Here is a 7,009-nt window from a genome sequence, read left to right on the forward strand (position 1 = left end):
GCGTTGGGGGGCTTAGGCCCCCTTTTTTTTGATCCGTTGCAATCCTCCGGTGATCTGGGAGAATCGCCCGATCTTTCTCTGTAGCCATGACCGCCAGTGCTTCCGCTCCCGCCCAGCGATCCGGTGTGATCGCTCCCTACGGCGGAACTCTGGTTGATCTGATGGTGGCTGATGCGGATTGTGCCGCCGTTAAAGCCTCCGCAACCAAAACGATCGAGTGCTCCGATCGCAACGCTTGCGATGTTGAGCTGCTCTGCGTTGGTGGTTTCTCCCCCTTGCGTGGGTTTATGCACCAGGAGGACTACAACTCAGTCGTCAATGGTCATCGTCTTGCTGCAGGTCAGCTGTTCGGCCTGCCAATCGTCATGGACACCGACCGCGATGACGTCGCGGTCGGTGACACATTGCTGCTGACCTACAAGGGCCAGGATCTGGCTGTTCTCGAGGTGGAGGACAAGTGGGAGCCCGACAAAGTGGCCGAAGCCAAGGGTTGCTACGGCACCACCTCCATTGAGCATCCTGCAGTGCGGATGATCACCATGGAGCGCAAGCGCTTCTATCTGGGTGGAAGCCTCAAGGGTCTCGCTCTCCCCGAGCGGGTGTTCCCCTGCAAGACCCCGGCAGAGGTGCGGGCAGGGCTGCCTGAAGGTGAGGACGTGGTGGCGTTCCAGTGCCGTAACCCCATTCACCGCGCTCACTACGAATTGTTCACCCGTGCTTTGCACGCACAGAACGTCAGCGACAACGCTGTGGTGCTGGTCCATCCGACCTGTGGCCCCACGCAGCAGGACGATATCCCCGGTGCCGTTCGCTTCCAGACCTATGAGCGCCTTGCGGCTGAAGTCAACAACGACAGCATTCGCTGGGCCTATTTGCCCTACGCGATGCATATGGCAGGTCCGCGTGAAGCCCTTCAGCACATGATCATCCGCCGCAACTACGGATGCACTCACTTCATCATTGGCCGCGATATGGCGGGCTGCAAATCGTCTCTGACCGGTGACGACTTCTACGGTCCCTACGACGCTCAGAACTTCGCCAAGGAGTGTGCGCCCGAGCTCACGATGGAAACGGTTCCTTCGCTGAACCTCGTCTACACCCAGGAAGAGGGTTATGTGACGGCGGAGCATGCCGAAGCCCGTGGGCTGCACGTGAAGAAGCTCAGTGGCACCCAGTTCCGCAAGATGCTGCGCGGCGGGGAGGAAATTCCCGAATGGTTCGCCTTCAAGAGCGTGGTTGAGGTGCTCCGCGCCTCCTGAAGGCTGAGAACCCGTTTAACATTCCTTCATCTACGAGGCGACCTGTGAACAAGCGTTGGCGAAATATCGGTCTCGGGGCCCTTCTGGTCTTGGCGATTGTTGTGATTGCACCAGCGTTCATTGGTGGTGGTGGTGGCAGCCAGCCCCAGGTGAACACCATGCGCTACAGCGAGTTCGTTGAGGCAGTGAAGGATGACCAGATCAGCCGTGTGCTGATTGCGCCCGACCAAGGCACGGCTCAGGTGGTCGAAAACGACGGCCGCCGTGCCCAGGTCAATCTGGCTCCCGATCGTGAGCTGCTCGGCTTGCTGACCGAACACAGCGTTGATATCGCTGTTCAACCCTCTCGCCAGACCCCTGGTTGGCAGCAGGCGGCTGGAAGCTTGATCTTCCCGATCCTTTTGCTTGGCGGGCTGTTCTTTCTCTTCCGTCGCGCCCAAGGCGGTGGTGGCGGTAATCCCGCCATGCAGTTCGGCAAAAGCAAGGCAAGGGTCCAGATGGAACCCTCCACCCAGGTGACCTTCACCGATGTTGCCGGGATTGAAGGCGCGAAGCTTGAACTCACTGAGGTCGTCGATTTCCTCAAGAACCCAGATCGCTTCACGGCTGTCGGCGCCAAGATTCCAAAGGGTGTCTTGCTTGTGGGTCCTCCTGGAACCGGCAAAACATTGCTGGCAAAAGCAGTTGCAGGGGAAGCAGGTGTTCCCTTCTTCTCCATCTCCGGCTCTGAGTTCGTCGAAATGTTTGTCGGCGTTGGTGCTAGCCGCGTTCGCGACCTCTTCGAGCAAGCGAAGAAAAACGCCCCTTGCATCGTCTTCATCGACGAGATCGATGCTGTTGGTCGTCAGCGGGGTGCAGGCCTCGGCGGCGGTAACGACGAGCGTGAGCAGACCCTGAACCAGCTCCTCACGGAGATGGATGGCTTCGAGGGCAACACCGGCATCATCATTGTGGCGGCCACCAACCGCCCCGATGTGCTGGATGCAGCTTTGATGCGCCCCGGTCGTTTTGATCGTCAGGTCACTGTTGATCGCCCCGACTATTCCGGACGCCTACAAATTCTTGGTGTCCATGCCCGTGGCAAAACGTTGGCCAAGGATGTCGATCTCGACAAGGTTGCTCGTCGGACACCCGGCTACACCGGTGCTGATCTGGCCAATCTCCTCAACGAAGCCGCCATCCTTGCGGCCCGTCGTGAACTCACGGAAGTGAGCAACGACGAGATCAGCGATGCCATTGAACGGGTCATGGCTGGTCCGGAGAAAAAGGATCGCGTGATGAGCGAACGTCGTGCCCGTCTGGTCGCCTACCACGAGGCAGGTCATGCTCTCGTGGGTGCCCTGATGCCTGACTACGACCCTGTCCAGAAGATCTCCATCATTCCCCGTGGCAATGCTGGTGGTTTGACGTTCTTCACCCCCAGTGAAGAGCGGATGGAGTCGGGTCTGTATTCGAGGGCTTACCTCCAGAACCAGATGGCTGTTGCCCTCGGTGGTCGGGTCGCTGAAGAAATCGTCTACGGCGAAGACGAGGTCACCACGGGTGCCTCCAACGACCTTCAGCAGGTCGCTTCGACGGCACGTCAGATGATCACCCGCTTTGGCATGAGCGACGAGTTGGGGCCAGTGGCACTGGGCCGTGCTCAGGGAGGCATGTTCCTCGGCCGCGATATTGCGGCCGAGCGCGATTTCTCTGAGGAAACCGCCGCGATGATCGATAAGGAGGTCTCTGAGCTGGTGGACGTGGCCTACAAGCGCGCCACCAAGGTTCTCGTCGACAACCGCGTCGTTCTCGATGAATTGGCGGAGATGCTTGTTGAGCAGGAGACTGTTGACGCTGAAGAGCTTCAGGAGCTTCTGATCAAACGTGACGTCCGGATCGCCGAATACGTCTGATTTCGATTCATCATCCAACCCTTGGCTGGTGCGGCAGGAGCTCTTCGTGGCATCCCTGCAGCACCAGCCTCTTTTGTTGGTGGTACGACCTGAGCCCGACGACCTGAGGCCTTCATCATCCGGTTCTTCTCTGTTGGACCAAGTGCTGCAGCTTCACGCTGCAGGTCTGCGCCATCTCGAGGTGGCCTGGCTTGACCAGCCGGGTTGGGGCGCGTTCATGCAACGGGTTCAGGATCAATGTCCCGGTTTGAATCTGGGAGCGGCTTCGGTGACCTCTCCTCAGGCGCTCCATGATCTGTCATGCCTGAACCTCAGCTATGCCATGGCTCCTTGCTGGTCTCCAGACCTAGTGGAGCAAGCCAGGGAGGTTGGAGTCTTGTTGGTGCCTGGCGTCTTTAGCCCTACGGAAGTGCATCAGGCCCTGCGCTTCGGATGTCGTGTCGTCAAGCTGTTTCCCGCAGCCAACCTTGGGCCCGGGTACTGGGGGCGATTGCATGCGCCTCTCGGCCCCTTGCCCTTCGTGATCGCTGCGGGTGGCCTTGAGGTGGGTGATATTCCTATCTGGCTTGAGGCTGGTCATGGTGCCGTGGCGCTGGGGCGCAAGGTTGTGGGCTCGCCGCCTGCTTTTCAAGCACTTCTCGACTGGTTGCGCCAATCGACAACTCAGCCTTGACGCCACCGACTTGTTGACATGCGTCCAAGATGCTACAGATGAGATAGCTATCTAACTGCGTCATGTCGCAGCTCACGATCAAGCTCAGCGACAAGGCCGATGCCCTGATCGCTCAGCTTCAGAAGGAGATCTTCAATCGCCGGCGCAAAAAGGTTTCTGCTGCAGGGGTTGTGGAGACCTTGGTTGAAAGTGGTGCAAAATCGCAGTCAGACAAGCGCTTTGCCACGTCCTGGACGAATTTGATCAAGGACATCGAGAAGGCAGCCAAGCTCTCCTATGCCCACGGCAGCAAACCCTCCACTCTCAGTGATGAGGAATGGGCTCTCGTGCTGAGCCATCGCAGTCGTGCCACGACCGGTAGGACACGCCGAACGGTGAAGAAAACGATGGCTGCGAAACAACCTGGCTCAGCCAAGGCGCAGGCCAGCAAAAAGCCCGCTCGACGCACTCGGACCCGCAGCGCGGCCAAGGCGAAAAGCGTTGGAGCGGGCGTTAGCTCCAACGGCAGTTCAGCTGTGGCTTCCGTCTGACGTCACTTGAGCTGACGTGAGCTGATCACCAAAGGCTGCATTGCCCCTGCTGCCTCAGCAGGTGATCAGCTAGAACGAGCGCCACCATGGCCTCCACCATCGGTACGGCCCGGGGCAGAACACAGGGGTCGTGCCGTCCTTTCCCGGCAAGCGTGGTGGCCTTGCCATCGGAATCGATGGTTTGCTGCTCTTTGCGGATCGTCGCTGTTGGCTTGAAGGCCACCCGGATCACAATCGGCTCGCCGTTGCTGATTCCCCCTTGGATGCCACCAGAGTTGTTGGTTGCGGTCTTCAGGCGACCATCGTCGCTCGGTAGAAAGGCATCGTTGTGCTCGCTGCCCTTCAGCAACGTGCCATTGAAACCGGAACCAATCTCGAACCCTTTGGTGGCGGGCAGCGACATCACCGCTTTGGCAAGGTCGGCTTCAAGCTTGTCGAACACCGGCATTCCCAAGCCAATGGAGGGATGGCGCACCACGCATTCGATCACCCCACCGCAGGAATCTCCTTCGCGGCCGATGGCTTCAATCCGCTGAATCATCTGCTCGGCCACCGCTGGATCGGGACAGCGCACGATGTTGGATTCCACGTCGCTCAGCTGAACCTCCTGCGGGTCGATCCCGGAGGCTTCGATGTTGTGGATCCTCTTGACCCAGGCCAGGATTTCAGTCCCTGAGGACTGTTTCAGCAGCTGCTTTGCGATCGCACCCGCAGCGACGCGCCCGATCGTTTCCCGCGCTGACGCACGGCCTCCACCGCTGCGCGCCTGGATGCCGTATTTGGCTTGATATGTGGCATCGGCATGGGATGGCCGAAAGGCGACCGCCATGTCCTTGTAATCCCCCGGCCGTTGGTCCTTGTTGCGCACGACCATGGCGATCGGGGTCCCCAGGGTGGTTTCTCCATCCAGTAGGCCACTGAGGACTTCCACCTGATCCGCTTCTTTGCGCGGGGTTGTGATGTGGCTTTGTCCAGGCTTCCGTCGATCCAGGTCGGCCTGAATTGACGCGACACTGAGGCTGAGCCGTGGTGGACAGCCCTCCACAATCACGCCCACTCCTCCCCCGTGGGATTCACCGAAGGTGCTGATCCGGAAGAGGTCGCCGAAGCTGCTGCCCATGGCCATTGTTCGATGCGATGAGGCTACGAAGCCATCGGTTCAGATCAACTCCGGATGGGGCAATTTCAGACGCTCTGTCGTGGGTTGTTGCCGAGCCATCTCGAAATCCAAGAAGTCAAATCCCGGACCAACACAACAGCTCACCAGGGTGTACTCACCCAGACTGCGCGCCGCCTGCCAGGCATTGGCTGGAACCACCTGAACAGGGTTTGATGCATTCAGTGGGTCCCGTTGCAGCGCTGTGCCATTCGCCTCGCACTGAAAGAGCTCAAGAGTGGCTCCATCAATGTGCGTCCAGGCTTCGTCGGCACCGATGACGCGATGCCAGCAACTGATGGCACCGGCTGGCAGCAAAAAGAGAATGGCCGTCAATGCCGATCGCTCGGACCCGTCTTGGCGTTGAACCTGCTCCGGGCTGCGATGCAACTCGCGGTACCAACCTCCCTCCGGATGGGGAATCAACTGCAGCTGTTGGATCAGGGTCTCCACTTGGCTCATTGCAGACCTGCGCGCTGGCGCATGTTCTGGACGTGCTGCCAGATCTGAGCCACCCAGAGGAAGATCCAGCTCATCCCGATCAGCCAAATCGGTTGATCCTTGCGAAAGACGTCGAACAGCAACACCACTCTTGGCTGGTTGGAGCGATTGATGGCTGAGTGCAAGAAGGTGTCATCCCAGAGAAATCCCTCACCTTCCTTCAGGTAATAGTTCTGGCCATCAATCATCAGCTCGCAGGAACTTCGGCCGTCACCAAAATTCTCCACATACAAAGGCAGGTGATACCTCCAAACCCCTTTGAAGGGCCCTTTGTGAGGCCTCAGCACTTTCCCCGGGGGGAACAGGCTCACGGCAGCTGAAACGACGTCGGGGTGGTGCTGCAGAAAGTTCCGCAGAGAAGGGATCAGCGCCTGATTGGCGGGGTAGTTGTAGCCGTAGCCCCGCAAGGGCAGCATTCCCCAGACCTTGCGGTCGAATTCATACAGCGTGCGTTGTTGCTGCATGATTTTGTGGTTGGCCGGTAATCGCCCCGAGAGGGCTACTTCCAAAGTTTCCTGGCGGATCTGTTGGTATGACGCCAACAGTTGCCGATGGGCTGGGAAGCCGTCATCTGCTGGCACCACCGCAGGATTGTGCAGCGATTGCTCATAGCACCAGCGTGCGATCTCTCGCCAGAACCGGTAGTGCCATGGACCCCAGCGGATCACGCGTTGGATAGGGCTGCGCTGTTTTCGCTTCGCCTTTGGGCCCCTCACGCTGTGCCGATTCTTTTGACTGATGAGCTTTGCATGCTGATCTCGATGCGGAGGGGTCTAGCGGACTTTTGTGGAGGTGATTGGATCAGTCGTTCCAGGCAGTGATGTCGATGCCGGATCGCCGTTGATCGGCCTCTTTGGTTTTGCAAGCACAACAAAAAGCCCCCACCTTGCGGTGAGGGCTTTCCGATTCAGTTGATCTGAATCGTTTGTTGATTCCAGATCAACCGATGGCAGGAGCCTGCAGAGCCACAGGAGTGGACTCAGCAGCAGCCAGGT

Annotated in this window: 7 protein-coding genes; 4 read left to right on the top strand and 3 right to left on the bottom strand. The window is 59.0% G+C overall.

Annotated features, from left to right (window positions below; all coding sequences use genetic code 11):
- Positions 1-86: 86 nt before the first annotated feature.
- The 4 genes from sat to FZX13_RS08205 all read left to right on the top strand — a co-directional run bounded on the left by sat (position 87) and on the right by FZX13_RS08205 (position 4,357).
- Positions 87-1,259: a sulfate adenylyltransferase gene (sat, locus tag FZX13_RS08190; RefSeq protein WP_115024985.1), complete on the top strand. Its 1,173-nt coding sequence runs from the start codon at positions 87-89 to the stop codon at positions 1,257-1,259.
- 44 nt (positions 1,260-1,303) lie between these two features.
- Positions 1,304-3,154, top strand: coding sequence for an ATP-dependent zinc metalloprotease FtsH (gene ftsH / locus FZX13_RS08195; protein WP_115024986.1), 1,851 nt, complete (start codon positions 1,304-1,306; stop codon positions 3,152-3,154).
- A complete protein-coding gene (locus FZX13_RS08200) occupies positions 3,126-3,827 on the top strand; it encodes a bifunctional 4-hydroxy-2-oxoglutarate aldolase/2-dehydro-3-deoxy-phosphogluconate aldolase (protein WP_226409106.1) in 702 nt (233 codons plus the stop codon). The genes ftsH and FZX13_RS08200 overlap by 29 nt, the downstream gene beginning before the upstream one ends.
- Positions 3,828-3,889: 62 nt before the next feature.
- Positions 3,890-4,357, top strand: a complete 468-nt coding sequence (locus FZX13_RS08205; RefSeq protein WP_226409108.1) for a hypothetical protein — start codon at positions 3,890-3,892, stop codon at positions 4,355-4,357.
- A 25-nt stretch (positions 4,358-4,382) separates the two neighbouring features.
- Here FZX13_RS08205 and aroC read toward each other — a convergent pair whose 3' ends face one another.
- The 3 genes from aroC to FZX13_RS08220 are packed head-to-tail and all read right to left on the bottom strand — an operon-like array spanning position 4,383 to position 6,730.
- Positions 4,383-5,477, bottom strand: a complete 1,095-nt coding sequence (gene aroC / locus FZX13_RS08210) for a chorismate synthase (RefSeq protein ID WP_226409109.1) — start codon at positions 5,475-5,477, stop codon at positions 4,383-4,385.
- Between the two features lie 39 nt (positions 5,478-5,516).
- Positions 5,517-5,975, bottom strand: a complete 459-nt coding sequence (locus tag FZX13_RS08215) for a cupin domain-containing protein (RefSeq protein WP_226409111.1) — start codon at positions 5,973-5,975, stop codon at positions 5,517-5,519.
- Positions 5,972-6,730 carry an aspartyl/asparaginyl beta-hydroxylase domain-containing protein gene (locus FZX13_RS08220; protein ID WP_226409113.1) on the bottom strand — a complete coding sequence of 253 codons (759 nt, stop codon included), beginning with the start codon at positions 6,728-6,730 and terminating at the stop codon, positions 5,972-5,974. Before FZX13_RS08220 ends, FZX13_RS08215 begins: the two co-directional genes overlap by 4 nt.
- Positions 6,731-7,009: the final 279 nt, after the last annotated feature.

Source organism: Synechococcus sp. MU1625 (assembly GCF_020514205.1).
Classification (GTDB): Bacteria; Cyanobacteriota; Cyanobacteriia; order PCC-6307; family Cyanobiaceae; genus Parasynechococcus.